The 25,644-nt window shown below is 68.3% G+C and carries 18 protein-coding genes and 1 pseudogene; 9 read left to right on the top strand and 10 right to left on the bottom strand.

Going from position 1 to position 25,644, the window contains the following annotated elements:
- Positions 1-163: 163 nt before the first annotated feature.
- From NM961_RS05085 to NM961_RS05105, 5 genes are all read right to left on the bottom strand, one after another.
- Complete coding sequence (locus tag NM961_RS05085) at positions 164-2,914, bottom strand: serine/threonine-protein kinase (protein ID WP_255912209.1); 2,751 nt, start codon at positions 2,912-2,914, stop codon at positions 164-166.
- Positions 2,915-3,174: 260 nt separating this feature from the next.
- Positions 3,175-3,762, bottom strand: coding sequence for an ECF-type sigma factor (locus NM961_RS05090; protein ID WP_255912211.1), 588 nt, complete (start codon positions 3,760-3,762; stop codon positions 3,175-3,177).
- A 274-nt stretch (positions 3,763-4,036) separates the two neighbouring features.
- Positions 4,037-4,528 (bottom strand): helix-turn-helix domain-containing protein, encoded by a 492-nt coding sequence (locus NM961_RS05095; protein ID WP_255912213.1) that lies wholly within the window; start codon positions 4,526-4,528, stop codon positions 4,037-4,039.
- A gap of 34 nt (positions 4,529-4,562) precedes the next feature.
- Positions 4,563-5,174 carry a hypothetical protein gene (locus NM961_RS05100; RefSeq protein ID WP_255912215.1) on the bottom strand — a complete coding sequence of 204 codons (612 nt, stop codon included), beginning with the start codon at positions 5,172-5,174 and terminating at the stop codon, positions 4,563-4,565.
- A gap of 51 nt (positions 5,175-5,225) precedes the next feature.
- The gene (locus NM961_RS05105) at positions 5,226-5,687 is read right to left on the bottom strand and encodes a helix-turn-helix transcriptional regulator (protein ID WP_255912226.1); all 462 of its coding nucleotides are present in this window, start codon (positions 5,685-5,687) and stop codon (positions 5,226-5,228) included.
- Positions 5,688-6,262: 575 nt separating this feature from the next.
- Here NM961_RS05105 and NM961_RS05110 point away from each other — a divergent pair.
- The 4 genes from NM961_RS05110 to NM961_RS05125 all read left to right on the top strand — a co-directional run bounded on the left by NM961_RS05110 (position 6,263) and on the right by NM961_RS05125 (position 8,295).
- A complete protein-coding gene (locus NM961_RS05110; protein WP_255912228.1) occupies positions 6,263-6,562 on the top strand; it encodes a hypothetical protein in 300 nt (99 codons plus the stop codon).
- A complete protein-coding gene (locus tag NM961_RS05115; RefSeq protein WP_255912230.1) occupies positions 6,555-6,803 on the top strand; it encodes a hypothetical protein in 249 nt (82 codons plus the stop codon). Before NM961_RS05110 ends, NM961_RS05115 begins: the two co-directional genes overlap by 8 nt.
- Before the next feature lie 99 nt (positions 6,804-6,902).
- Positions 6,903-7,193 (top strand): MoaD/ThiS family protein, encoded by a 291-nt coding sequence (locus NM961_RS05120; protein ID WP_255912232.1) that lies wholly within the window; start codon positions 6,903-6,905, stop codon positions 7,191-7,193.
- 1 nt (position 7,194) lies between these two features.
- Positions 7,195-8,295 carry a WD40/YVTN/BNR-like repeat-containing protein gene (locus NM961_RS05125; protein WP_255912242.1) on the top strand — a complete coding sequence of 367 codons (1,101 nt, stop codon included), beginning with the start codon at positions 7,195-7,197 and terminating at the stop codon, positions 8,293-8,295.
- Positions 8,296-8,431: 136 nt separating this feature from the next.
- Here the strand turns inward: NM961_RS05125 and NM961_RS05130 are convergent, their stop codons facing one another.
- Positions 8,432-9,631, bottom strand: coding sequence for a benzoate/H(+) symporter BenE family transporter (locus tag NM961_RS05130; protein WP_255912244.1), 1,200 nt, complete (start codon positions 9,629-9,631; stop codon positions 8,432-8,434).
- Positions 9,632-10,546: 915 nt separating this feature from the next.
- Between NM961_RS05130 and lepB the strand changes: the two genes are divergently transcribed.
- The 3 genes from lepB to NM961_RS05145 all read left to right on the top strand — a co-directional run bounded on the left by lepB (position 10,547) and on the right by NM961_RS05145 (position 16,158).
- Positions 10,547-11,200 carry a signal peptidase I gene (lepB, locus tag NM961_RS05135; protein ID WP_255912254.1) on the top strand — a complete coding sequence of 218 codons (654 nt, stop codon included), beginning with the start codon at positions 10,547-10,549 and terminating at the stop codon, positions 11,198-11,200.
- A 260-nt stretch (positions 11,201-11,460) separates the two neighbouring features.
- Positions 11,461-11,739: a hypothetical protein gene (locus NM961_RS05140; protein WP_255912256.1), complete on the top strand. Its 279-nt coding sequence runs from the start codon at positions 11,461-11,463 to the stop codon at positions 11,737-11,739.
- A 1,113-nt stretch (positions 11,740-12,852) separates the two neighbouring features.
- A complete protein-coding gene (locus tag NM961_RS05145; RefSeq protein WP_255912258.1) occupies positions 12,853-16,158 on the top strand; it encodes a S8 family serine peptidase in 3,306 nt (1,101 codons plus the stop codon).
- Between the two features lie 123 nt (positions 16,159-16,281).
- Here the strand turns inward: NM961_RS05145 and NM961_RS05150 are convergent, their stop codons facing one another.
- Together NM961_RS05150 and NM961_RS05155 are read right to left on the bottom strand one after the other, a co-directional pair.
- The gene (locus NM961_RS05150) at positions 16,282-17,580 is read right to left on the bottom strand and encodes an McrC family protein (RefSeq protein WP_255912260.1); all 1,299 of its coding nucleotides are present in this window, start codon (positions 17,578-17,580) and stop codon (positions 16,282-16,284) included.
- A complete protein-coding gene (locus NM961_RS05155) occupies positions 17,577-19,802 on the bottom strand; it encodes an McrB family protein (protein WP_255912281.1) in 2,226 nt (741 codons plus the stop codon). Before NM961_RS05155 ends, NM961_RS05150 begins: the two co-directional genes overlap by 4 nt.
- Positions 19,803-20,475: 673 nt before the next feature.
- Here NM961_RS05155 and NM961_RS05160 point away from each other — a divergent pair.
- A pseudogene (locus NM961_RS05160) lies at positions 20,476-20,712 on the top strand (KGG domain-containing protein); the annotation flags it as partial.
- A 249-nt stretch (positions 20,713-20,961) separates the two neighbouring features.
- A complete protein-coding gene (locus tag NM961_RS05165) occupies positions 20,962-22,125 on the top strand; it encodes a zinc-dependent alcohol dehydrogenase (RefSeq protein WP_255912283.1) in 1,164 nt (387 codons plus the stop codon).
- 189 nt (positions 22,126-22,314) lie between these two features.
- Here the strand turns inward: NM961_RS05165 and NM961_RS05170 are convergent, their stop codons facing one another.
- Both NM961_RS05170 and NM961_RS05175 read right to left on the bottom strand, forming a co-directional pair.
- Positions 22,315-22,848 (bottom strand): DUF2243 domain-containing protein, encoded by a 534-nt coding sequence (locus NM961_RS05170; protein ID WP_255912285.1) that lies wholly within the window; start codon positions 22,846-22,848, stop codon positions 22,315-22,317.
- 221 nt (positions 22,849-23,069) lie between these two features.
- On the bottom strand, positions 23,070-25,448 hold the full coding sequence (locus NM961_RS05175; protein ID WP_255912287.1) for a catalase: 2,379 nt from the start codon (positions 25,446-25,448) through the stop codon (positions 23,070-23,072).
- Positions 25,449-25,644 lie beyond the last annotated feature (196 nt).

Genomic DNA, 25,644 nt, shown 5'->3' on the forward strand with positions numbered 1-25,644 from the left:
GCTGGTGGCCTGCATGCGAAAGCTATTGATCATTCTCAATGCGCGTGTGCGCGACGAGCTATCTGCGCTGGCGGCCGTCTAAACGCTTGTTTCGGCGTGAGGGGCAAGACAGTTGCTCTCCCCCAAGCAAGCCTGGAGAAGAGGGAGCACGGCGTGGATGGGTTTACTTTTGGCCCTGCCTGGGCGCGTCGGATCCGGGCTGGTCCGATTGCGGTGACCCGGACTTGCCCTGATCCTGCCGCGCCGCTGCAGGCTTGCCCTGGTCTGACGGCGCCGGTTGCTTGCCCTGGGCCTGGCCGGCCGGCGGCTTGCCTTGAGCCTGCGCCACCGCTTCCGGCTTGCCCTGCACCGCCGCAGTTGCCTGCTGCGCTTCAACCGGCTTTGCCGGTGCGGGCTCGACGCCTAGCCTGCCCACCACCTCGGTCAGCATCTGCGTCGCCTCGCGCGTGGAGCGGGCCATGGCGTTGTCCGCCGAATCGCGCAGCGCCTTGGCCAGGGCTTCGCGCCGGGCCGGCGTGGGGTTGGCGTGGTAGTCGCCCAGCGCGTCGACGGCCAAGGCGAAGGGATGGATGTCCTTTTCCTTGAGCTGCGGATAGCGCTCGGCATCGGCCAGCGACAGGCGAACCAGGGCCTGGGCTTCGGCGTACTTGCCCTGCTCGGCCAGAAACAGCGCATGGCCGGCGCGGAACAGAAACACGTTCAGATGCAGCGGCGGCCATACCTTGGCGGCGGTATCGGTGGCCAGGCGGTAATAGCCTGCAGATTCCTCCACCTTGCCGATCTTGTCCGCGCACAGGGCCAGATTCAGGTAGACCTTCGCCGCCGCCGGCGTGGTTTCCCCCGACTGTGCCTTGACGATTTCCAGTTCCTCCCGGTGCAGCTCGTAGGCGCGGGCGAAATTGCCGCGGGCGCGCTCGATCATCGCAGCGGTGGACAGGGCCGCGCCGAAACGCAGCGAATTGCGGCCGAACACGGTTTCGGCAATGCGCATCTGCACATTGCCCAGTTGCTCGGCCTGATCGACCTTGCTCGCCCGCACCTGCTGCAGGATCAGCAGGTTCATGGTGTCGAGCACGGCCGGCGCGTTCTCGCCCAGGCGCGCCTTCTGCGCCGCGATCAATGCGCTCAGCGCCGGTATCGCCTCGGCGCGCAGCGCGGCGTCGCCGGAACTCATCAGCATCAGGACGCGCTGGCTGGCGCGGGCTTCCTGGTCCGCGGGCGAGAGCAGCGCGGGATCGATCGCCTCGATCATGGCCAGGGATTCGCCTTCCCTTCCCTGCGAAGCTTCCCACTCGGCTTCGTGCAGCTTCCAGCGCGCTGCGGCGGCGGGATCGGCGCTCTCCGCAAGACCACGGCGGATCAGCGCCTGGGCCTCGTCGTGCCGTCCCGTATCCAGCAGCGCCCGCGTCCGGTTGAGCAGCACTTCGTTGCGCTGTTCCGGCGCAAGCAGGCCCGGGTCGATGTCGGCAAGCAGCCGTTCCGCCTGCTGCGGCTGGCCCAGGTCGAGATTGATCGCGGCGATGGCCGCGAGCACGCGCGCGCGCGAATCAGGTTCCAGGCGCGGACTGGCCTTGGCCTGGGCGGCGACGCGCTCGAACACTTCGCGCGCGCTGAGATCCAGCTTGCTGCTGTTGGGATCCAGCGAAGCCACCGCGTCGGTAATCAGGCTGGTCATCTCGTCGGCGCGGCTGCGCTGTGCGGCGGTGGCCAGCTGCTGGCGCCACAGCAGCGCGGCGCCGGTGCCGGCCACGGCCAGGGCCACGCCGGCCAGGCTCACAGCCAGACGATGGCGTGCGGCGAAGCGGCTGGCGCGGTACCAGGCGTTGCCGCGGCGCGCCTGCACCGGACGGCCCTGCAGATGATTGCGCACGTCTTCGGCCAGGTGTTCCACCGAGCTGTAGCGGTCGGCCGGCTGCTTGCGCAGGCAGCGCAGGGTAATCAGATCCAGGTCACGGTCCACGCCCAGGCGCCGGGCCTGCTCGCTGCGCCGGCTGGGCGCGGGCGGATCGACTTCGAGAATCTCGTGCTGCAGTTCGGCCAGGCTGCGCTCGCCCAGCGCGAACGGCGGCAGGCCGGTCAGCAATTCGTACAGCAGGGTGCCCAGGCCATAGACATCGCAGGCGGCGCCGACGCGGCCGTCGCGCAGCTGTTCCGGCGCCGCGTGCGCCGGGGAAAGAAAACGCTGCGCAGCGCTGGTTTCCTCCACCTCGACCGCGCCCAGGCGCGACTGCAGCGGTTTGGCGATGCCGAAATCCAGCAGCCGCGGCCGGCCGCCGCGGTCCACCAGCACGTTGCCGGGCTTGAGGTCGCGGTGCACGACCATGTTGGCGTGCGCATAGGCGACGGCATCGCAGACCTGCAGGAACAGCTGCAGGCGCTGGCGCAGATCCAGCTGCCGTTCGCGCACATGGACGTGGATGGGCGCGCCATCGACGTATTCCATGACCGCGTAGGGACTGCCGTCGTCCAGCTCGCCCAGGTCCAGCATGCCGGCGATGTTGGGATGCTGCAGCACGGCCAGCACCTGGCGTTCCAGGCGGAAGCGCGCGAGGGTGTTGGTATCAAGCATGTCCGGGCGGACGATCTTGATGGCGACCTGCTGCGCCACGCCGCCGTCGACGCGGCTGCCCAGGAATACGCTGCCCATGCCGCCGCGGCCCAGTTCGCGCACGATCTCGTACGGTCCTATGCGCCGGCCTATCCAGTTGCGCGGATCGGCGGGGCTGCGGCCCAGCGCCGGCCGGCTGGTGAGATCGGCGACGCGGGCGTCCGCGGCGAGCAGGCCCTGCAAGTGGCGGCGGGTTTCCTGGTCCAGGTCCGCCTGGGCGTCCAGCCAGCCGTCGCGCTGCTCCAGCGGCAGCTCCACCAGTTGGTCGAACAGCTGCTTGATGCGGTCTATCGAAGACGAAGTCATGCAGAACGATTCCGGAATTGCCGGGCAAATGTGAACAGAGGTAGCCCGCCCCCTGTCCCGGCCATGCGGTACGCCAGCCCTGCCGCCAGGGCCCCTGCTGCGGCGGTGGACTGGTTGTTTGTGCGCGATTGGCGCTTCAGAAGTGGTGATGCGGGATTCACACAAGCTGGTGCGGCACCTCCATCCGTCTCCGCGGATCATCACGACCCGCTGGAACCAGCTCCCATCAATCCGAATTCCGATTCACCAATCCCGGGCTTTCACGCCAGCGCCTGCAACTGATCCGCCAGCCAGGCCTTGGCGAAGCGCCAGTTGCGTACCACGCTGGCGCGGGAAATGCCGGTCGCCTCGGCAATTTCGTCCAGAGTCAGGCCGGAAAAGAATTTCAGCTCCACGATCTGCGCGCAGCCGTGGTCTATGCGTTCCAGCGCATCCAGCGCGGCGTGCACGGCCAGCCAGTCCACGCGCAGGTCTATGCCGTCGCTGCCGCCGGGCTCGTCCGCGCCCAGTTCGTGCAGCGGTACGAAGGGCAGCTGGCCGCCGCGCTTCTCGCTGCCGCGGGCGCGCACATGGTCGATGACGTAGTAGCGGATGGCCCGCGCCGCCATGGCGAAGAAGTGGGTGCGGTCGCGGTATTCGATGTTTTTCTTGCCGGCCAGGCGGGCATAGGTCTCGTTGGCCAGTTCGGTCGCGCTCAGGGTGAAATCCCCCGGCGTACGCAGCAGGCGGGCGCGGGCGATGTCGCGCAGAACCGGATAGACGGCCCGCAACAGGGCGTCCTCGGCCGGTTTCTCCCCGTTGCGCCAGCGCTCCAGCAGGGCGGTGATGTCTGCGTCGGTGGAATTCATGCCATTCGTCGGGTCGGGGCTGTCTGCGGCGCTGCAGGATGGCGGGCCGCCGGCGTGGCGGGACTCTGCGGCAAATCGTCCGCAGACGGACTGGATTGTGCGGCGATTGTTCCGCGACGCGGCCGGAGTTCTGCGGCATCGGTCCATGGCGGTGCCGCAGCAGCCCCCGGAACCGCGTCAGCGGCGCGCCGACGCGAATCTGGCGCGATGGTATACGAACCCCGCCGTAGCCGCTGCCCGGCCCGGCCGGAGCCGGGAAAGAACGCGGCCGCGGCTAGGTTTTCTTCGGCCGCGGCTTGGGCTTGGCCGCGGATTTTCCGCCCGTCTTCTTCGCTGCGGCCCCCTTGCCGCGCACGGCGGCCGGAGCCTGCTGCAGCGCGGCCAGGACGGCGCGGGCCTGGGCGCGCTGGTTGGTATCCAGCTTGCGGTAGCTGTCGAGCATCTCGATCTCGTCCGGCGTGGACGCCGGCGGCACGCGGTACAGCGCGCCGTCCTCGTGCACCCAGCTGCGCACGTCGCGCAGGTTGGCGCTGCGCACGCCGCTGCAGATGTATTGCACATCGAAGCCCTGCCGCACCAGCGCGGCGATGGCATCGAGGGGAGCGGGTATGTACTGTTCCCAGCGTCCTACGGTCTTGGCGCTGCGGCCGGCGAATTCGGCCACCTGCTGCTGGGTCAGATCCAGACGGCTGCGTTCCTCCAGCAGCCGCGCAAAGCATTCCGATGCCAAATCTTCCGAGACTGAGTCCTGCGTTCTCGTGCCCATGGGACGTTCCTGTCCGGCCTTCACGGCGGTAATTTCAACCGTTGCAACCGATTTGCGCAATAGCAAATTGCAATCGCGGCGGCGGAACCGGCGTGAAGGCGTCGTCGCTGCCCCGGCGCCACCGCGGGCCGGCGCGCCGGATCGCGGCAATGCCCCGGCGTATGGGCAGGTTCGACCCGACCGGGTCGAAAAACCCGGCGACGGGCGAATGCCGCTGCTCCGGCGATCCGGCACCCGCCACAGGGATACAGCGGGTGGACCCCGCCAGCACGAAGCAGCCGATCCGGTCCTGCGGGCCGGCAACAGCGCCGCGGCCGGCAGCAATCCGGCAGCGCTGTTGCGCGCCGTGCGGGCGAAGACTGCCCTGGGGAAAGCGCGCGCTGGCTGCGGCGGCGCAGGAAAACGTGCAGCAGCTGCATCGCCGCACCGCGGCGGCCACGCCAGCGGCAGCGTTCTCCGCATCGGCAGCGCTGCTTTTGCACAAACCGGCAAACGCCCATTGCGCGGCTCCGACAACAGCGGTTTCCCACCGCAGTGTCGCGCCATCCGAGCGCCGCCTGCCGTCGCAGAAAAACATCTCTACAAAACCACAAAACAAAATCGCAACGCCATTGCCGCCGCAACGCATCGCACGATGCCATCTCATTCCGCCGCACAAACCATCCGGCAGCGGCACGCGGCAGGAAACCGGCTGCGCTCAGCCACGCCCCTTGCGCGTACGCGGCTTGGCCGCTGCGGAAGCCCGCGATGGCGACTTGGTCTTGCGCGCACCGCGCGGCGGCGGTTGGCGGATTTCGCGTGCGGCGGACGTCTTCAGCGCCAGCACATTCAGCATGGCCCGGGCCTGTTCGCGCTGGGTCGCGCCCAACGCGCGGTAAACCCGCAGCAGTTCCACTTCCTCGCGCGTGGTGCCGGGCATGACTTCGTAATCGACGCCCTTCTCGCGCACTTCGGCCACATTCTTGCTGCGTATGCCGCTGGCCACGTACTGCACGTCATAGCCAATGCCCAGCAGCGGCACCAGCGCGTCCAGCGGAATCGCGACCTGGGACTCCCAGCGCCGCACCGTCTTCACATGCACATTCACCACATCCGCAACCTGCTGCTGGGTGAGGCCCAGACGTGCGCGTTCTTCCCTCAGCCGATCATAGAAATCCATGTATGCACCGCTTGACTTTGGGCCACTTCTGACCCAGCATTTCCAATAGGGACAATTCTGTCCGATACGTTTCGACGCGCTGCGTCTGGCGTCGCCGGCTCTGCTTCGAGCCGGCTGTCGCTGCCGCGCAGCCATCCCCTGGACCGACACGGCTCACGCCCGGACAACCTTCGCGACTCGTCTTGAAACCGTCGACTTCCCGCCACGCGCGACGAAGCACCACTGCCAGACGGCGACAACGAATCAGCAAACGCAGTGCATTTCACCTGCTGCAAGATCATTGCGCAATAGGAAAATTGCGCAAACGCAAATCCGAGCTTTCGCAAACCCGCGCCGTCGACGCAGCGCCTGCGCCCGCGGCCGCGTGTGCGCAGGCTGGAATGCACACGTATGGAATTGTTTTTTCTCGCGCCCCCGTTCATCCGCAACGGCGTGCGTACGTGCAATTGCAATAGTTACAAACCTCGACCCATGGGATGGCCGAGGCCACGGAAAGGGAACCAGTACGCGCGCGTGGCGTTCGTCCCCGAACGGCACCTGCGCGGCAATCCACGGACGATGCACAGGGACAGGCCATGAGCGAGAAGTACACCAACGCAGCCCAGCAACGCATTCTGCGCACCTTGCTGATACTTGCCGAACACGCGCTGGACGGCGCCGCACCAGGCGAGATCGCCCGCCAGCTGAGCACCCTGCCCAGCAACACCACGCGCGATCTCGCCAATCTGCGTCTGGCCGGACTGGCCGAGGTGACGCCCAACGGCCGCTGGCGCATCGCGCCGCGTCTGGTCGAACTGGCCCTGGCCCTGCAGCGCAGCCTGGACAGCGCCCAGCGCCGCCTGGAGGAAACCCGCCGGCGCTATTCGCATGAATGAGCCGGGACTGGTGCAGGTGGCTGCCGCGATGCCGACTGTGTTCGCGCTGGCCGTGCTGACCTTGCTGCACGCGCTGATCGCCTGCTGGGCGGTACGCTCGCTGTGGCCGCGCGCGCGCGCGAAGCGGCTGTCCGCGGGCCCAAGGCGCGCGTCAACGAGGCTGCCGCACTGCAGCACGGAGCCGGTCGGCAAAGCCGCGGCCGGGCGCGAGCCGCTGCGCGCGGACGGCCGTCCGCGCTAGACGACGCGGACGGTACCGGCGCCCGGCACTGCGCCGCCGCCTTCATCTGCGCTAGGCTAGCCCGGCCCTGCCGCACGCGCGGCATTGCCGGAGTGGCGCATGCCCGATGTCGTGCTCGCCTCTGCCCTGGCCCGCTGGCTGGGTCCGCTGCCCGCCGCAGCGCGCGAGCCGCGCATCCGCGTGGACGGCGGCGACCTGCGCACGGTGCTGGACAACCTGTTCCGTCAATACCCGCACCTGCGCGGCTACGTGCTGGACGAACAGGGCCGCGTGCGCCATCACGTCGCGATCTTCGTCGACGGCGCCACCCTGCGCGACAAGTCCGATCTGAGCCAGGCGCTCGCGCCGCAGAGCGAGATCTATCTGCTGCAGGCACTTTCCGGAGGTTGAAATGAAGCGGCACCTGCTGCTGTCCACCCGCAAGGGACTGTTCGCGCTGCAACGCCAGGGCGACGGCGACTGGGTGCTGCGCAATCATTCCTTCCGCGGCGACAACGTCAGCCTGGCCCTGGCCGATGCGCGCGACGGCAGCTGGTATGCGGCGCTGAACCTGGGCCATTTCGGCGTCAAGCTGCAACGTTCCACGGACGAGGGTGCAAGCTGGACTGAATTGGCCGTGCCGGCTTATCCCGCCGGCGAGCTGCTGGCCACGGGCGACGGCAAGGAACCGGTGCCGGCCACGTTGAAACTGCTCTGGTCGCTGGAAACCGGCGGCCGCGACCAGCCCGGCCGGCTCTGGGCCGGCACCATTCCCGGCGGCCTGTTCCGTTCCGACGACGCCGGACAATCCTGGCAGCTGGTGCGCGCGCTGTGGGACGCGCCCGGCCGCGCGCAGTGGTTCGGCGGCGGCTATGACCAGCCCGGCATCCATTCGATCTGCGTGGACCCGCGCGATCCGCGCGTGCTGCGCGTGGCCATATCCTGCGGCGGCGTATGGCAGAGCGACGACGGCGGCGAATCCTGGAACCTGGCCGCGCGCGGCATGTTCGCCGCCTACATGCCGCCGGAGCTGCGCGAGGATCCCAACATCCAGGATCCGCACCGCATGGTGCAATGTCCCGCGGCGCCGGACACCTTGTGGGTGCAGCACCACAACGGCGTCTTCCTCAGCCGCGACGGCGCGCGCAACTGGAGCGAGGTAGCGGCGGTGACGCCCTCGGTGTTCGGCTTCGCGGTGGCCGTACATCCGCAGGATCCGGACACCGCCTGGTTCGTGCCCGCGGTCAAAGATGAATGCCGCATACCCGTCGATGCGCGCCTGGTCGTCGCCCGCACCCGCGACGGAGGCCGCAGTTTCCAGGCCCTGGCCCAGGGCCTGCCGCACCCCGCCTACGACCTGGTCTACCGTCACGGCCTGGCCATCAGCCGCGACGGCGCCGTGCTGGCCATGGCCTCCACCACAGGCGGGCTGTGGCTGAGCGAGGACCAGGGCGACAGCTGGCAGGCGGTTTCGGTGAATCTGCCGCCGGTCTATGCGGTGACGTTTGCTTGAGCGAAGCGATTCGGCGAGTGATTTGGGACAGGTGATTCGGAAGCACCGCACCTGCATCGCTTTTGCGAACCGTCCCACCCAAACCGGCTTTGCATCTCCGGCCCGGCCTTCAGGTCCCGAATCGCCAGTCCCCGCTTCAGGCAACCCGTTTCTTGCGCAGCAACAGCGCGATCACGCCAGCCACCAGCCCCCAGAATGCCGACTTGATGCCGAACAGGCTGATGCCCGACGCGGTGACCAGGAAGGTCAGCAGGGCGGGTTCGCGTTCGTGTTCGTCGGCCAGCGCGGCGGCGAGACCATTGCCGATGGTGCCCAGCAGCGCCAGGCCGGCGATCACCACGATCAGCGCCTTGGGGAAGGCATCGAACACCGCAGCGACGGTGGCGCCGAAGATGCCGACGATGAGATAGAACACGCCGGCCGCGACCGCGGCCACATAGCGCCGCGCGGGGTCTTCATGTGCCTCGCGGCCCATGCAGATGGCCGCGGTGATCGCGGCCAGGTTCAGCGCGAACGCACCGAACGGCGCGAGTACCAGGTTGGCCAGGCCGGTCCAGCCCACCACCGGCGACACCGGCAGCGTATAACCCGAACCGCGCGCCACCGCGATGCCAGGCACGTTCTGCGAGGCCATGGTGACGATGAACAACGGAATCGCCACGCTGACCACGGCGTTGACGCTGAACGCCGGCATGATCCACACCGGCTGTGCCAGCTGCACGCGCACGCCGGCCAGATCGAGCTGGCCCTGGGCCAGGGCCAGCAGCGCGCCCAGCAACAGGGTGACGACCACGGCGTAGCGCGGCCACCAGCGCCGCATGACCAGATAGGCGGCGATCATGCTCAGGGCCAGGCCGAACTGGGTCTCCAGCGCCGCGAATGCGTCGATGCCGAAACGCAGCAGCACGCCGGCCAGCATGCCCGAGGCGATGGATACGGGAATACGGCCGATCACACGCTCGAACAGGCCGGAAAAACCCGCCACGCAGATCAGCACGGCGCTGATAACGAAGGCGCCTATGGCCTGGTCCAGCGGCAGGCCGGCGGCACTGGCGGTAAGCATGGCCGCGCCGGGCGTGGACCAGGCTGTGACCACCGGCATGCGATAGCGCAGCGACAGCAGTATGCAGGTCAGGCCCATGCCCAGTCCCAGCGCCCACATCCACGAAGCCGTCTGCGCCGCATCGGCACCTGCGGCCTGGGCGGCCTGAAACACGATAGCGGCCGAACTGGTGAAGCCGACCAGCACAGTGACAAAGCCGGCGACGACGGCTGGCAGGGACAGGTCGCGCAACAATGAGGCGCGCGGCGGTGCGATGGTTTCGGGCGTGGACATGGGCGGCAGCGCGGCGGAAAACCCCGAGCATAGCGCCTGCGGCAGGCCTGCGTGACGCATGTCCGGGATGGAGCCGGGAGCGGCTGCCGCAGGGGCGGCGCTGCTGGGGAAGCGGAGCTGCTGGGGAAGCGGAGCTGCTGGGGAAGCGGAGCTGCCCGGGGGAGCGGCGCTGTCCGGGGAGCGGCACTGTTGGGAAGGAGCACTGCCCGCATGCAGCCTCCTCTGTCGGCGGCGCGGGGGTTGCGCACGGCGTTGTGCGCCGTGCTGGCTTGCTTGGTCGTGTAAGGCCGTCCCCTCTTGCCTGGCCGTGCCTGGTTTTGCCTGGCCGTGCCTCGTTGGCTTGGTCCTGCCTGGTTTTGCCAAGCAGAGGCCGAAAGCTCCCTCTCCCCCGAGCTTGCCCGGGGGAGAGGGCCGGGGTGAGGGGGCGACGACCAACACGCCTATTCGTTGGATTTTCGCAGCAATATTCAACACACAGCCGGCCGGGGAAAGCCAGAATTTTTTGCAATGCTTGAATCGGCCGAAAATCCTGAATTCTTCGCGCCGGATTCAGCACACTGGCGGGCTGTCCCGAAATCCTGGGGCTGATGCTCACAGAAATGCCGGCTTTTTCCGACTCTTCGTGCGTTGAATTTTCCGGCCAAAATCCAACGAATAGGCGTGTTGGTCGTCGCCCCCTCACCCAACCCTCTCCCCGGGCAAGCCCGTGGGAGAGGGAGCCTTCCGCTTTTATTTGATGCAGTCCGGCACTTTTCACCGGCCAGAAAACAGGTTTCCGCCGCACAATCCTTGCGATTCCGGAATCCCGGCTCCCGAATCCCGATTCCCCCAAACCCACCCACCAACCCCGGCCCCAAGGAACTCCACCCCATTCCCCGTTTTCCAAGCCGCCCGGCCCAACCAGGGAAACTCCGCATGTCCGGCAAGATCCGCAACCTGCTGCGCGAAAATCGCGGCTTCCTCACCTTCGTGGTCCTGATGGTGGTATTCCGCAGTTCGCTGGCCGACTGGAACTCGGTGCCCACCGGCTCCATGAACCCCACCATCGTCGAAGGCGACCGCATCCTGGTCAACAAGCTGGCCTACGACATCAGCTTTCCCCTCACCCATACCCGCCTGCTGCGCCTGGGCGAGCCGCAGCGCGGCGACGTGGTCACCTTTGAATCGGCCGCCGCCAGGACCCGCCTGGTCAAGCGCGTCATCGGCCTGCCCGGCGAGACCGTGCAGCTGGTCGACAACCATCTCATCGTCAACGGCGTCGCTGCCGACTACGCCGACGTGACGCAGACCCCGCGCGGCTTCGAGGCGACCGAGAGCCTGCTCGGCATGAAGCACAAGATCCGCGTCGGCAACGGCTACGGCGCACTGGCCAACTACGGCCCGGTGACGGTACCGGAAGGCCACTACCTGATGCTGGGCGACAACCGCGACAACAGCTCGGACAGCCGCGTCATAGGCCCGGTGCCGCGCGCGGAGATCAGCGGCCGCAGCCAGCGCGTGGTCATGTCGCTGAACTACGACAATTACTACTTGCCGCGCGCGGACCGCTTCCTGCATAGCCTTGATTGAGCTGGGGCTGGGGATTCGGCTCGGAAAGCCTGTGCCGCCCCCGGCCCGCTCCCTCAGTGCCGGATCCCCGATCCCGAATCCCCAATATCTCCGCTTATCCGCCAGACGCGACACCGCATCCGGTAGCGCAGTTGCGGTAGCCGGTGCAGGGGTGACAATGCGGCGGTCTGCCGTGCCGCCAACCTGTCCGGGCGCGGCCGGCCGAATACAGCGTTTCCCTGCGGCCGGCGACGGCCGCGGCCAGACCCGAGGATCGAATCATGCGTCTACTCCTGAGCGCACTGCTGTTCTGCCTGTCGGCCAGCGCCTTTGCCGGCTGCGATGAATGCCTGGCCCAGCTGGGCTGCGACCAGCCCTACAAGGCCTGCATGAGCAAATGCGGCAAGGACGAACTCTGCGGCGAGAAATGCCAGGAAGCCAAGGATCAATGCTTCGCCCAGGCCAAGTCGCGCTGCTCGCTGCAGTGCGAACAGGTACTCAGCTCCGCCGGCAGCCGCGTGCAGCCGATCTGGCAGCAGGCCGAGGCCGGCCCGCGCTGAACCAACCGCCCCGGCGCCCCTCTGCAGCGGCCCGCAAGGCCGCTCGGCACCGGATGGCGGCCTGACGGCATCCGCACCTGAAAAGAGCGCAATTGCGCTCTTTTTTGCGTGTCTGATCCGGCCCTGGCAATTGCCTGACTGCGCCGCGCCGGCGATCACCGCACCGCCGCCTTCGTTCTTCCGCCGTACAGGCCGTTTTTCCCGTGCGTTTGCGCGGTCGCGGACACTTACCGCATTTGCCGCCACCCACAGCCAGTTTGTCCGGCAGCATGAAACCACCGCACATGCGTTTGTGGACACCCACAAACCGGGCCGCCCGGCAGCCACGAAGCCGCCGCGGGAAATCCCCGGCAGAGCCAGCCGGCCAGCCCTGCGCCGCTGCGTCCGCAGCGGCCGTACAGCGATCAGTCCACCCCGTTGCCGGCCATGTCCGCCACAGCCGCGTTACGCGGTGCAACAAAGCTTGCACCCCGCCGGAGCGACTACGCTCCGCTTTCCGCGAAAGCCGCGTTTTAGCCACAAAACCGTAGTGAGCCGGCCGGTTCGGGCAAATTGCAGGCTTTTCCACCATCCGTCTTTATGCGGATGAAAGTCAGCCCCGAGGCTGGTTTCGTGAAAACGTGGTGCGTCGCAGCGTGCCATGGCAGAACCGTAGGGCTAGCATCCCTGCGCCTTCGAAGGGGAGATTCGAAGGGTCGAAGGGGGTTTTGCCGGGGACGATCGTGCTGAAGCCTGCACGCTGCGGTCTTTGACCGCATTGCCAGCAGTTCGCGCGACCGTAGTCATCCGTAGTGCGTTACCGGCAGCCGGCCCCGATCCGGCTCCGGGCCTGGACAACTGTCGCGCATAGGCCGCAGCGGGGGCTGCGGTCTGTGTTCCGGGGGTCAGTCATGCCGCCTGCATGCCAGGCGCCGTGCTGCCGCCTCCGCGCCAGGTTCCGGCGCAGCGCCGATGGCCGCAACGGTTCCGTCAACATCATGCCCGCACCCGTGCGGCGGCGCCCGAAGCGCCGCAGGCGGCGGCCTGTGCGGCAAACCCGGCGACTCCGCGCTCCCGCCCGAGGGATTCCAACAGCCGCAGGCTGCGTCCATCGCGAGACAGGAGCTGTTCCTCATGCGTACATCGTTGTTCATCGGTATAGGTATTGCGTTGTCGTTCTCGGCTCATGCCGCGGACGAAAGCTGCCTGGTTTCGTTCTCCAGCGCCCAGCACGACGTGTGCAGCGGCAAGGTGTCGCTGGTCAACCCGGATCTGGAAGCGCTGGCCAAGCCCGAATCCTTCAAGGATTCGACCCTGCGCCTGATCAAGTTCGATGGTCCCATCGACGCCGCGCGCCGCGCCGCGGTCGAGGCCATCGGCGCCGAAATCGTCGGCTATGCCCCGCACTACGCCTACATCGTGCGCATGGCGCCGGGTCAGGATGCCGCGGCACGCGCGATCTCCGGCGTGCGCTGGTCCGGCCCCTTCCTGCCGGCGTTCAAGGTCGATGCCAACGTCGCCAACGAAATCAAGCACGGCAACATCGCGGCCCGCGCCGGCGTGCAGGAACTCAGCATCAGCCTGCACAACAGCGCTGACCGCAACGCGGTGCAGAACGCCCTGTCCAACGTACCCGGCCTGACCTTCAGCCAGGTCGTCACCGCCGGCGAGGACACCCGCCTGCTGGCCCGCTTCGACCGCGCCCAGCTGCGCAGCTCCGTGGAAGCGCTGGCGGCCAATCCGTCGGTGTCCGCCATCGGCTTCCAGTGGCCGATGCACCTGATGAACTCGCAGGCCGACTGGCTGCACCAGAGCAACGTGAACACGCCGACGCCGCTGCGTCCGGTGTTCGACAAGGGCCTGTACGGCTGCGGCCAGATCATCGGCGCGCTGGACAGTGGCCTGTACATCGGCAACTGCGCGTTCAATGATGCCAACCAGACGCCGCCGATGAGCGCCTGCACCACCGGCGCCAGCTGCCCGACCATCCCCACGCCGAACATGAATCACCGCAAGGTGATCTCGTACTACAAGTGGTCCGGCCTGTCGGGCAGCGGCCCGGAAGACAACCACGGCCACGGCACCCACGTCGCCGGCTCCATCCTCGGCCAGAACCCGGCCACGCCGGTGGACTGCGCCAACTTCACCACGCCGGGCGGCAACACCGACCTGGACGGCACCGCGCCCGGCGCCAAGCTGGTGATGCAGGAATCCGGCGCCAACCTGGCCTACCTCAACACCGCCGGCGGCAACCCGTACCACGCCGCCAGCACCGCCTATGCCAACGGCGCGCGCCTGCACAGCAATTCCTGGGGCGGCGGCTGTACCGACCAGTTCGGCGCCTGCATTTCCGGCTGTACCGTCACCTATGACGCCCAGGCCCGCGACGCCGACAACGTGACCCGCGACAACCAGGATCTGGTCGTCCTGTTCGCCGCCGGCAACGACGCCACTGCCTGCCCGGCCGGCAACAACGTCGGCAGCCCCGGCAACGCCAAGAACGTCATCACCGTCGGCGCCACCCTGCGCGGCACGTCGGCCAACGGCATGGCCAGCTTCTCCTCGCGCGGCCCGACCGACGACGCCCGCACCAAGCCCGACATCACCGCCCAGGGCAACAGCATCGTCTCCGCCGGCCGCAACGCCTGCGGCACCGCCACCATGAGCGGCACCTCGATGGCCACGCCGACCGCGGCCGGCCTCGCCGCCCTGGTGCGCGAATACCTCCAGCGCGGTTTCTACCCGACCGGCCAGAAGGTGCAGGCCAACGAAATCCCCAACCCCTCGGGCGCGCTGATCAAGGCCATCATGATCGCCGGCGCCGCCACCATGACCGGCACCGGCGCGGGCAGCCTGCCCGGCCAGAGCCAGGGCTGGGGCCGCGTGCTGCTGGACAATTCGCTGTTCTTCAACGGCGACACCAGCCGCCTTTACATCCATGACGCCCCGACCGGCCTGCAGACCGGCGGCCAGGACATCCATACCCTGACCGTCGCCGCCGGCACCCCGCTCAGCATCGCGCTGACCTGGACCGACGTCGCCGCCGCCGTCAACGCCAACCCGGCCCTGGTCAACAGCCTGCGCCTGGAAGTGCTGGCACCGGACGGCCAGGTCTATACGCAGAAGCTGCCCGCCGGCGTCAGCGTGACCAACCCGAATCCGACCCAGGATTCGACCACCAGCAATTACGACAATCGCAACAACGTGCACCGCATCCAGTTCGCAGCGCCGACGGCGGGTGCGTACCAGGTGCGCGTGCGCGGCATCAACGTGCCCAGCGGCCCGCAGAAGTACGCCCTGGCCGCGACCGGCAACCTGACGGTGAACACCGGCCCGGACTTCGCCCTGCTGGCCACGCCTAGCACTGCCAACATCTGCGCCGGCTCGCCGGCCGCGTTCAGCACGGGCGTACTCAGCCTGAGCGGTTTCACCGCACCGGTGGCCCTGTCCGTTACCGGCGTTCCCGCCGGCGCCAACGGCGCGTTCACGGTGACCCCGGTCACGCCGGCCGATCCGGCCGCGACCAGCACCTTGAACGTGACCAACACCAGCGGCGTGCCCAGCGGCAGCTACAACCTCGTGATCGCCGGCCAGTCCACCTCGCCGGCCGTGAATCACACCGCCAGCGTCGCGCTGAACGTCACGGCCGCCGCGCCGGTCGCGGGCAGCCTCACCGCCCCGGCCAACGCCGCAACCAACGTGACGACCACGCCGGCCTTCAGCTGGAACGCCATCGCCGAAGCCGCCAGCTACCGCGTCCAGGTGGCCACCGACGCCGGCTTCAGCAACCTGGTGATCAACGAAGTCGTCACCGCGACGAACTACACGCCGACCACCGCGCTGAATCCGAACACCGTCTATCACTGGCGCGTCATCGGCATCAACGCCTGCGGCCCGGGCACGGCTTCGGCGTCCAACAGCTTCACCACCGCGAATGAAATCTGCCGCAACCCGGCCGTCGCCATTCCGGACAACAACACCACCGGCGTCACCGACAGCGTCACCGTCGCCAGCACCGGCGCCCTGACCGGCCTGCGCCTGGCCGTGGACATCACCCACACCTACGTGGGCGACCTGAGCCTGACCCTGACCAAGGGCGCGACCTCGGTCGTGCTGGTGCAGCGTCCGGGCAATGCCGCCAATACCGGCGTCACCGGCTGCAGCGGCCACGACATGGACATCATCCTCGACGATGCCGCCGTGCCGACGGTCGAGACCAACTGCCTGGCCAGCCCGAACGTGGCCTATACCGTCGGCGGCTCCTACAAGCCGAACAACCCGCTCGCGGGCTTCGCCGGCCAGGAACTGTCGGGTCAGTGGAGCCTGAAGGCGACCGACGCGGCCGGCCAGGATACGGGCGTGCTGAACAGCTGGTGCCTGCTGCCGGCGGTGGATGCCGGCCCGGTCGACGAGATCTTCGTGGACGGCTTCGAGCAGTAAGAAACCGCGCGCTATTTCCGCAAGCGCTGTAATGCCGGGGGCGCCGCAGGGCGCCCCCGGTTTTTTCGAGGCGGGGAAAACGCTGCGCCGCGCCCGCCTGCGGCGCAATGCCGCGAACGCCGTTCAGGCCGCGCCGGCTCCCAGCAGTTCGCCCAGCCACGGCGTCGCCGTTCCCAGGCGCAGCGGCAGACCCGGCGCGCCCACGTCGACCACGACCACATGCAGCCGCACAGGGGCGCCCGGCGTGGACGGCAGTTCCAGCACGGTCTCGCGCGCCGCAGCCAGCCCCGCGTGCCAGGGATAGATCAGCGCGACATCGCTGCAGCGGTACGCCGCCGCATAGGCCAGCAGCTGATGCACGTCCTGTACCGCGGGCTCGATATGGCCACCGCGGCCAGGTTCCGCACATTTCCACTTGGTGTCGGCGACGAGGCGCAGTGCGCCGTCCTCGCGCAGCAGCAGATCCGGCTGTACCGGCACCGCCGGATGCGCACGCGGTGCGGTGGCGATATGCGCCAGGAAGGTGCCGCGGTCCTGACGCAGCAGCTCCAGCCGCGCCGGATGCCGCGCGCAGCGTGTCCGCAGATGGCCGGCCACGGCGCGCTCGAACAGCCGGTTGGCGTCGAACAGCAGGCCCGGCGCCACGGCCGCGCCGGCGCGCAGCACGGGCGCGCACGAGGCCACGATCCAGCGCGCCCAGCGCACGGCCGAGGCATAGCGCGCGACCTGCCGGTCCGGCGACAGCCGCGCGAATACGCCGGCGGCATCGGGCAGGTCGGCGACTTCATCAAACGCCGGCCACAGCTCGCTCCAGCGCCGCCGCAGGCGCGGCGAAACCAGCCAGGGACGCAGCACCGCAAGGCCGGCCTTGAGCACGCGGTTCCAGTCATTGTCCGCGCTCAGTTCATCGTAGCGGCAGGCCAGGCGATCCTGGCGCAGCGCGTGGCGGCGCAGCTGCTGCGCAATCAACAGACGCCCGCGCAGCAGCGGCAGGTCGCCGCTTTCCTCGCGGTAGCGCCGCAGCAGCCCGCCGCGCAGCAGCAGGCCGAGTTCATCGAAGAAGGCGGCGATGAAGACGTCCAGCAAGGTCGCCTCGCGCGCGGCCTGGCCCAGCTCGTCCAGCGCGGTCAGCGGCAGGTCGCCGGCCAGCGCCAGCAGGCGCAGGAAGGTGCCGCGGCACTGCGAGGCCGACTGCGTGCGCTGTTCCACCTTGGGCAGGATTTCCAGCGCGCGCCCGGCCAGATGGACCACGCCGCCGTACTGGCTGAAGCGCAGCGAACGGTAGCCGCGCTGGCAGAAACCGGGCCGCTGCAGCGCGATGCGCGCGGCTTCCTCGGCCTCCTGCTCGGACAGCCGCCGCGGCCCGGGCGTCGCGGCGACCGGCACGGCTTCGTGTTCCAGCACGGTCAGCGCCGGCCTCATGCGATATCGGCCTCGTCCTCGCCGGCCACGCCTTCGTACACGCCGCGGAACACCTCCGCGCTCCAGTCCTGCGGCGGCGTCAGCCGGTAGCAGCGCCGTTCGGGTTCCAGTTCCGCGACGCGGCCGAACAGGCTGCGCGCGGCAACGCGCTCTTCGCGCAGGAAGGCGCAGGCGCCGTCCGCATCCGACAGCACGGCAGCGACCCGGCTCCAGTCGTCGAAGAAATATTCCTGCAGCAGCGGCAGGATCTGGCGCGCGAACACTGCCTGCAATTCTTCCAGGCTGGAAACATTCCACAAATAGCCGTGGCCAATGCAGTGATCGCGGTCCAGCAGGTATTCCAGGCGCCGGTTTATCACCTGCAGCAGCCGGCCCAGGTGTACCGCCGCGACCGCACGGTCCAGCGGCTCGTAGCGCGGTGCGAGTTCCTCGAAGGTGAAGCGCCGCCGCAGCGCGATGTCGAGCAAGGCGATGGAGCGGTCCGCCGTGTTCATGCTGCCGTAGATATCCAGATTGGCCGGCACGCCGAACAGCAGCTCGCCCGCGCCGGGCAGCTGCACTTCCAGGCCGCCGGTCAGGCGGCCGTCCGCGTCGTAGCGGGCGCGCTTGTCCGCCTCGACCAGGGTGATCAGCTCGCCGAACACCTTGGCGATATTGGCGCGGTTGATCTCGTCGATGAACAGCGCGTAGCGCCGCGCCGGATTGGCGCGCGCCTGCTGGCAGATCTGCTTGAACACGCCGTCGACCAGGGCGAAGCGCGGCGCGGCGGATTCGGCGTCATCGTCGGTCACCGGGCGCAGGCCGATGACGAAATCCTCGTAGCTGTAGGATGGATGGAAGGTGACCACGCGGTAGCGCCGCACCGGTTCGCGCCCGGCGCCGGGGCCCTGTTCCCAGGCGTGCAGCAGGCGGGCGGCTTCCGGGTCGCGCTCGCGCCATTGCGGCAGCAGGCGCCATTGCGCGTTGGCGTCCTTGTCGAACAGGAAGGGCTCGCGGCGGTTGCTGTAGGCGATCGTGGCCGAGTCAGGATCGGAATGGCTTTGCAGATAACCCCACAACGTCGCCAGCAAATTGCCGCTGCGCCGCCGCTCGGCCGCCTTGGCCAGGATCAGGCCATGCTCGGCGATGTCGCCAACCCGCGCCGTGCCGCCGAGCTGCGCCAGCGCCACCGCGATCACCGCGCGCCAGCCCTGTTCGGCCACCAGGGCGACTTCCCAGGAGCGCCGGTCGATATCGGCTACGGGATCGGTGTATTCGTTGAAAAGCTCCCGCAGTTTTTCAGTCTTGCCCGTGCCGGGCGGACCGTAGTAGATCACGTTGCGCGCCGGCCTGGCGGTGGCGGCCGGCGGCGGCGCGGGTTCGCGCACGCCGGTGTAGACGAAAGACGTCACCGTAGCCGGCGTGGTCTTGTCCTCTTCCTCCTCGTCCGGCTTCCAGCGCGCCCGCAGCGGCGGCGCGTAGAAATCCAGCTTGTCAGTCTGATGCTCGGCTTCCAGCTGCCGGCGCAGGGAAAGCAGCGCCTCGTCGAGCTGGCGGTCGCTCCAGTTCCTGCTGGTCCTCGCATCGGCAACGGCGTAGGCCGCCAGTACGCTGCGCCGGTCGCGGTTGGATGACATGCGCTCCACCTGATCCGGAAACAGGAAGTAGCGCAGCATATGGCGGAACTGGCGCTCGCCTTCCTGCGGCACCGTGGCCAGCCATTCGGTGAAGCTGTCGTACGAGGCGAACACGGCCTCGCGCTGCGCCGGCGGCAGGGCCTTGAGCTTCTGCCCCAGGCCGACCAGGTAGTTCACCTCGCGCCAGCGATTGGTATTCATGCCCATGCCGGCCGAACCGATACCGCGCAGCACCGCGTCGGCCAGCAGCGGATGCTGCGGATCCAGCGCCGCGCCGGACCAGCTCCACACCTCGATGCAGTTCTCGCGCTTGGTATCGGCGGAAATATTCGACGGAAACAACAGCAGCAGCCACAGCGCCTCGGCCATCAGCCGCACCGCCTCCGGCGGCGCCGGCGCCAGCTGGCCGCGCAGCTTTTCGTAGAAGGTGCCCTGGCCTTCGTCGGGCTGCTGGACGAAATAGCGGTCCAGCGCCGCGAAACCCTGCGCCGTCCACAGCGATTGCCCGGAGAACACGCTGCCGTCGCCGATCAGGCAGCGCCGGACGCACGACTGCGCCGCCTCGATGACGGGACTGAGGTTCTTGTCGAAGCCGTAGCGTGCCATGCGATCTCCGCCTGTCGATTGCCGGCCACGGCGCAACTGCCGCGGCCGGAGGCGAATGTATACGACCTCGGCCGTGCGCGTCCGCTGGCATAGACGCGGTGGTCTCCGCTGCGGGCTCAGGCACCGGTTCTGCGCGCGCGACGAGGAGCAGTACGATGGATGTACGGAGCGGCTGCAGCGTTCGCGAGTCCGCCGAAGCTGCGGCTGCAGGAAAATCCCAGACTGGGCATTCCTGCCCTTGCGTCCTCCGGCCCCGACCGCGCGACAGCGGCGGTCGCTGCACAGCGCCGCAGAGCCCCGCTTCCATCGCCTGCCGTTCACCTTCGGTCGCGCTTCGCCATTCTGCACGACGCTATTGCGGCATCGGTCTTTCTGCGCCGCATTTCTGGCAAATGTCGTCATTTATACGCAGCCATCGTGTGGCACACCAATTGCCGTGTCTTCCGGCGCAGCTCGCGCAACACAGTGGAGAGACAACGTGGCAAACAACCAGAACAACCAGGGCGGCAAGAGCGGCCAGGGCCAGGGCGGCCAAAGTGGCCAGGGTAGCCAGGGTGGCCAGGGCAGTCAGGGTGGTGGACGCGGCCAGGACAAGGACAGCGACCGCGGCCAAGGCGAAAGCGGCGGCCGCAGCCAGGAAGAAAGCAGCAGCCAGAGCCGCTCCGGCCAGGGCGGCAGCGAAGGCCGTGGCTTTGCCAGCATGGACGAGGACAAGCAGCGCGAGATCGCCAGCAAGGGCGGCCGCGCCGCGCATGAAAGCGGCAACGCGCACGAGTTCACCTCCGAGGAAGCGCGCGAAGCCGGCCGCAAGGGCGGCGAGTCCGTCAGCCAGGATCGCGAGCACATGGCCGAGATCGGCCGCAAGGGCGGCGAAGCCAGCGGCGGCAACCGGCGCGGCGGCAACGAGTAAGACAGCGGCCAGGGCGGACGCGGTGGCCAGGGCGGCAGCCGCTGACGCTGTGACGTGAACGGCTGATCGCGCGGTCTGGCAGCGCGCCTATGCATCCTGTCGCCGGACCGCGCCTTCGGTTTCACCGTTTCCGCTTTATCCGCACCGCTTTCCGTGCCGAGGTGCCGTGCGTGATCGGCCGCGACGGGTTGCAGCACTTCGCGCCGCGCACGCCGCAGCCATGCGGCCCAGGAGCAAGGGAGAAACACCATGCAAGCACTGGCCTACCACGGCACCAGGGACGTGCGCGTCGAAACCATGCCGGACCCGATACTGCAGCAGGACGACGACATCATCCTGCGCGTGACCGCGACGGCGATCTGCGGTTCGGATCTGCATCTGTACCGCGGCAAGATCCCGGACATGAAGGCCGGCGACATTCTCGGCCATGAATTCATGGGCATCGTCGAAGAAGCCGGCCCGGCGGTGACGCGGGTGCGCAAGGGCGACCGCGTCGTGATCCCGTTCGTGATCGCCTGCGGCCAGTGCTTCTTCTGCGAACGCAGCCAGTTCGCCTGCTGCGAGGCCAGCGGCGACAATCCGGGCTCCGCCCTCAACCGCAAGAACATCTCGCCACCGCCGGCGCTGTTCGGCTACAGCCATCTGTTCGGCGGTGTGCCGGGCGGGCAGGCGGAATTCGTACGCGTGCCCAAGGCCAATGTCGGTCCCTTCGCGGTTCCCGGCAGTCTCGCCGACGAGCAGGTGCTGTTTCTCAGCGACATATTGCCCACCGGCTACCAGGCCGTGCTCAACGCCGAAATCAGCCCGGGCTCGTCGCTGGCGATCTTCGGCGCCGGCCCGGTCGGGCTGATGACAGCGGCCTGCGCGCGGCTGCGCGGCGCGGAAAAGATCTTCATGATCGACCACCATCCCTACCGGCTGGCATTCGCCCAGACCACCTACGGCATCATTCCGCTTAATTTCGACGAAATCAACGATCCGGCCGAAACCATCATCGCCCGGACCCATCAGCGCGGCGTCGACGCAAGCATCGACGCTGTCGGCTTCGAGGCCAAGGGCAGCACTACCGAGACCATCCTGGCCACGCTCAAGATCGAGGCCGGCAGCGGGTTCGTGCTGCGGCAGTGCATCGCGGCTACGCGGCGCGGCGGCATCGTCAGCATTCCCGGCGTCTACGCCGGATGGCTGCACGGATTCCTGCTCGGCGACGCCTTCGACAAGGGGCTCACCTTCCGCATGGGCCAGACCCACGTGCAGCGGCTGCTGCCCGAACTGCTGGCGCATATCGAGAACGGCGACCTCGAACCCCACGCCATCATCACCCACCGCCTGCCCCTGGCGGAGGCGGCGCGCGGCTATGAGATCTTCAACGGGAAACAGGAAGAGTGCCGCAAGGTCGTGCTGGTGCCGTAGCACGGTACACACTGTCCCGGGCGCGCCATTTTCTGCGGTGCGGCTCGGCGTTGCAGCAGCGGCCGACGGTGCGCACCCGCGCGGAGCCATCAAGACCCGGAGTTTGCGGATCCATGCCGTGGATACGGCGATCCCCGGCTCATGATGCGCCCATGTCCCCTGCGAGCCGTTGCCGTCGGCGATGGCGCGTTACGCGCCCCGCGGCCTCCGCAACGCAAGCGGCGCACTGAGCGCGCCCAGCACCAGACTGACCGCAAGAAAACCCAGATCCCACGGAAGCCGGCGGGAAACGAAATCGCGCACATGGTGCAGATCGAGCAGGTGGTGATCGACCACGCCTTCGATACCGTTGAACAGCGCCCAGCCCAGCACCGCGGCAGCCACCAGGCGCCGCCCCTCGCCGGCCAGCGGCGCCCGGCGTGTAGCGCGCCACAGCAGCAGCACGCCAGCGCCGGCGAAAGCCCACATGCCGGCGTGGAAGATACCGTCCCAGAACATGTTGACCTTGGCCGCGATCAGATCGGCCGGTGTCAGGGCGGAGGACACCATGCCGTGCCATTGCAGGATCTGGTGCAGCACGATGCCGTCGACGAAGCCGCCGAAGCCGATACCCAGCAGCAATCCGGCCTGGACCAGCGCGCGCAATCCGCCATCCGCAAAACGGCGGCCTGCCGCCGCGACCAGCAGCACGCAGGCGGCCGCCGTCGCAGCCAGACCGGACAATGGCCGCACTGCACCGAAATCGCCCAGCGCGGCGCGGAATTCGGCACTGCACGAAGGACAGGCACCTGCCGTCGCCGGCAGCAACGCCAGCAGCAGGACCAGAGCGGAGGCACGGCGAAGATCCGCCCGTTTCCGCAGTGCCCGCAATGGCTGCGCAGACGCTTGCCGCGGCCCCGCTGCACTCGCGCCCTGCTTCGCGCCGGAAGAAGACATGCGGCGCGTCACACCAGCGGCGGATCGCGTTCGCGATCGAAATGGCGATGCATGGCCAGCGCCTCGATGAAGCGCTGCGGCAACCCGTCCGCCCAGGCGGCCGCCATGAGCAGGCCGGCATCCGTCTCGTCCGCGGGAATACCGGCGTTCTGCAGCAGTGAAGTGCTGGCGCCGACCAGCAGCATCGTCTTGCAATGGCGGTACTGGTCCTTGAGGAATTCAAGCACGCGGCCGTCCCGGCGCAGCGCCGGCATCTCGCCGTCCGGCACGATCACGCCGTCGAACAAGCAACTGGGCTCGTTCTCCAGCGATGCATCCGCATCGATGACGCCGGGGCCCGTGCTGTCGACCAGGCCTATGCGCGGCCCGACCAGGCGCGGCACGGCACCGGCCTGCAGCAGCGCGCGCTGCAGCGCCGCAACCGTCGCAGCGTTCACGCCGCCGGCCACCAGGATCGCCACCTTGCGGCTGCGCACGCCGGCCTCGCCCGGACGCGCGCGCAGTGAGAGTGCAGGCGAATGGGTGACTTCCGGTGCAGCGGAAGGCTCGATCGCGCGCGGCATGGGTTCGGGCAAGGCCATGCCCAGCCCATCCGCAACCTGCTGCGCGAGATCGTCGGCGACGTTGCGCAGCGATGCCAGCATGCGCTCGCGAACCGCCGGCACGGTGACCTTGCTCAGCTCGAAACGGAAGGCCGCGGCGATATGCGCCTGCTCCGCCGGCGACTGGCTCACATAGAACAGCGTGGCCTGGCGATAGTGCTCGGCAAATTTTTCCGGACGGCCGCGCACTTCGTCCTGCTGCACCGGCTCGGGAAATGGCACGAAGCCCGCGCTGCCGGCCTGGAACGGACAGCCGCCGCCCAGCGAATTCGGCTCGTAGGCCACGCGGCCGCGGTGCACGGTGCGGCGGTGCATGCCGTCGCGCTGGTTGTTGTGCACCGGGGCCAGCGGTGCGTTGATCGGCACCTCGTGGAAATTCGGACCGCCCAGGCGGGAAATCTGCGTATCCACATACGAATGGATGCGCCCGGCCAGCAGTGGATCGTTGCTGAAATCGACACCGGGCACGACATGGGCGGCGCAGAAAGCGACCTGCTCCGTCTCGGCGAAGAAATTGTCGGGATTGCGGTCCAGCACCAGGCGGCCGACGGGAGTGATCGGCACCAGTTCCTCGGGCACGATCTTGCTGGCGTCCAGCACATCGAAGGAATAAGCCTGCGCGGCCTCCTCCGAAATCAGCTGCACACCCAGCTCCCACTGCGGACAGTCGCCGGCTTCGATAGCTTCCCACAGATCGCGGCGATGGTAGTCGGGGTCGGCGCCGCTGATCTTGACGGCCTCGTCCCAGACCAGCGAATGCGTGCCTTGCAGCGGCGTCCAGTGGAATTTCACGAAGGTGGACGCGCCTGCCGCGTTGACGAAGCGGAAAGTGTGCACGCCGAAGCCCTGCATCATGCGATAGCTGCGCGGAATGGCCCGGTCCGACATCAGCCACAGCAGCATGTGGGTGGACTCGGGCATCAGCGAGACGAAATCCCAGAACGTGTCATGCGCCGATGCCGCCTGCGGCATGGCGTGATGCGGTTCGGGCTTCACCGCGTGCACGAGATCGGGGAACTTCATCGCATCCTGGATGAAGAACACCGGCATGTTGTTGCCGACCAGGTCCCAGTTGCCTTCGTCGGTATAGAACTTGACCGCGAAGCCGCGCACGTCGCGCGCCGTGTCCTTGGAGCCGCGCTCGCCGGCCACCGTGGAGAAGCGCACGAATACCGGAGTGCGCTTGCCGGCCGCGGAAAAGAGCGCAGCGCGCGTGAACTCGGTCAGCGGCTCGTAATTCTCGAAATAGCCATGTGCGCCGGAACCGCGCGCGTGCACGATACGCTCGGGAATGCGCTCGTGATCGAAGTGGGTGATCTTCTCGCGCAGGATGAAATCTTTCAGCAGGGCCGGGCCGCGCAGCCCGGCCTTGAGCGAGTTCTGGTTTTCCGCGAGCGGAACGCCCTGGTTGGTGGTGAGCCGCTGGCCGCTGGCGTCGGCGCGCACCGCTTCCAGCGGCGCCACGGCCGCATTGCTGCCCGCGGCGGCGGCGGCGCCGGTCTTCGCCGTGACCCGGCACTCGCTGAGCGTGCTGCCGGTAACGGCCGCAGGGGCTGCCACGTGCGGTCCCTGGGGCGGATCCAGCGCTTGCTCGCGACCGAACTCGGCGGCCTTGATCCGGTTGAACGGAAATGCCGCCGCCGTGCTGTCGACGGCAGCTGCGCGCCGGGCCGGCGCATCATCGCCGGTGCCGTCTGCGCCGGTATGCGCCGGTCCGCTGTCGGTGGCGCGCGCCGCCGCGGCGGCGGCGACTTCGGCCTGGCTGTTGGGTTCTTTGGAAATCATGAGACGCTCCCGAAGCGGCCGGCACGCCGGAAACGGCGCCTGGCCTGGATGGCGGAGAAGAAACTCCCGTTGCGCAAGCACCGTGCCAGTGCGCAGACGGCGGCAAGCGCCCGATCCGTTCCTGTGGTGATGCGCGAAAGGCCGCGGGCAGCGCAGTCCACCCATGCCGCCGCCAGGGCAATGTGCCCTTGGCTGT

It is taken from the genome of Tahibacter harae (assembly GCF_024437735.1).
Taxonomy (GTDB): Bacteria; Pseudomonadota; Gammaproteobacteria; order Xanthomonadales; family Rhodanobacteraceae; genus Tahibacter; species Tahibacter harae.

Excerpts from the sequence above, each read along its gene's own strand:
- NM961_RS05085 (WP_255912209.1), bottom strand. The coding sequence starts at position 2,914 with ATGACTTCGTCTTCGATAGACCGCATCAAGCAGCTGTTCGACCAACTG.
- NM961_RS05150 (WP_255912260.1), bottom strand. The coding sequence starts at position 17,580 with ATGAGGCCGGCGCTGACCGTGCTGGAACACGAAGCCGTGCCGGTCGCC.
- NM961_RS05095 (WP_255912213.1), bottom strand. The coding sequence starts at position 4,528 with ATGGGCACGAGAACGCAGGACTCAGTCTCGGAAGATTTGGCATCGGAA.
- NM961_RS05090 (WP_255912211.1), bottom strand. The coding sequence starts at position 3,762 with ATGAATTCCACCGACGCAGACATCACCGCCCTGCTGGAGCGCTGGCGC.
- NM961_RS05175 (WP_255912287.1), bottom strand. The coding sequence starts at position 25,448 with ATGATTTCCAAAGAACCCAACAGCCAGGCCGAAGTCGCCGCCGCCGCG.
- NM961_RS05120 (WP_255912232.1), top strand. The coding sequence starts at position 6,903 with ATGCCCGATGTCGTGCTCGCCTCTGCCCTGGCCCGCTGGCTGGGTCCG.
- lepB (WP_255912254.1), top strand. The coding sequence starts at position 10,547 with ATGTCCGGCAAGATCCGCAACCTGCTGCGCGAAAATCGCGGCTTCCTC.
- NM961_RS05145 (WP_255912258.1), top strand. The coding sequence starts at position 12,853 with ATGCGTACATCGTTGTTCATCGGTATAGGTATTGCGTTGTCGTTCTCG.
- NM961_RS05115 (WP_255912230.1), top strand. The coding sequence starts at position 6,555 with ATGAATGAGCCGGGACTGGTGCAGGTGGCTGCCGCGATGCCGACTGTG.
- NM961_RS05140 (WP_255912256.1), top strand. The coding sequence starts at position 11,461 with ATGCGTCTACTCCTGAGCGCACTGCTGTTCTGCCTGTCGGCCAGCGCC.
- NM961_RS05100 (WP_255912215.1), bottom strand. The coding sequence starts at position 5,174 with ATGAGATGGCATCGTGCGATGCGTTGCGGCGGCAATGGCGTTGCGATT.
- NM961_RS05165 (WP_255912283.1), top strand. The coding sequence starts at position 20,962 with ATGCAAGCACTGGCCTACCACGGCACCAGGGACGTGCGCGTCGAAACC.
- NM961_RS05125 (WP_255912242.1), top strand. The coding sequence starts at position 7,195 with ATGAAGCGGCACCTGCTGCTGTCCACCCGCAAGGGACTGTTCGCGCTG.
- NM961_RS05110 (WP_255912228.1), top strand. The coding sequence starts at position 6,263 with ATGAGCGAGAAGTACACCAACGCAGCCCAGCAACGCATTCTGCGCACC.
- NM961_RS05105 (WP_255912226.1), bottom strand. The coding sequence starts at position 5,687 with ATGGATTTCTATGATCGGCTGAGGGAAGAACGCGCACGTCTGGGCCTC.
- NM961_RS05130 (WP_255912244.1), bottom strand. The coding sequence starts at position 9,631 with ATGTCCACGCCCGAAACCATCGCACCGCCGCGCGCCTCATTGTTGCGC.
- NM961_RS05155 (WP_255912281.1), bottom strand. The coding sequence starts at position 19,802 with ATGGCACGCTACGGCTTCGACAAGAACCTCAGTCCCGTCATCGAGGCG.